Source organism: Ruegeria atlantica (assembly GCF_947495585.1).
Lineage (GTDB): Bacteria > Pseudomonadota > Alphaproteobacteria > Rhodobacterales > Rhodobacteraceae > Ruegeria > Ruegeria atlantica_G.
This window is the reverse complement of sequence record NZ_CANLZK010000057.1, coordinates 1-232: the sequence shown is the minus strand read 5'-3', so window position 1 is coordinate 232 and position 232 is coordinate 1. Positions and strand designations below refer to the sequence as shown.

1 pseudogene is annotated in these 232 nt (G+C 58.2%); it reads right to left on the bottom strand.

Annotated elements, in window-relative coordinates:
- Positions 1 to 97: 97 nt before the first annotated feature.
- Positions 98 to 232 (bottom strand): annotated as a pseudogene (locus QMP16_RS23550) (FMN-binding glutamate synthase family protein); the annotation flags it as partial.

Sequence of the window (232 nt, the reverse complement as noted above, 5' to 3'; positions counted from 1 at the left end):
GCGAGATCTATCGTCACGATTGCTTTCCTTTCCCTGTTGAATTTTAGTTTTTCAAAGCAAAAACGCGGCCCCCATCAAGGAGCCGCGCAGCATCTATTCAGAACCCTTCCTTACCGGGGTACCAACTGGTTCCCGCCAGCGGCACCCGCGCCATTGCGGCGGCCTCCATTGTCAGGGCACACAAGTCCTCGGGCTCGAGGTTGTGCAGGTGATTGTGCCCACAGGCGCGCGC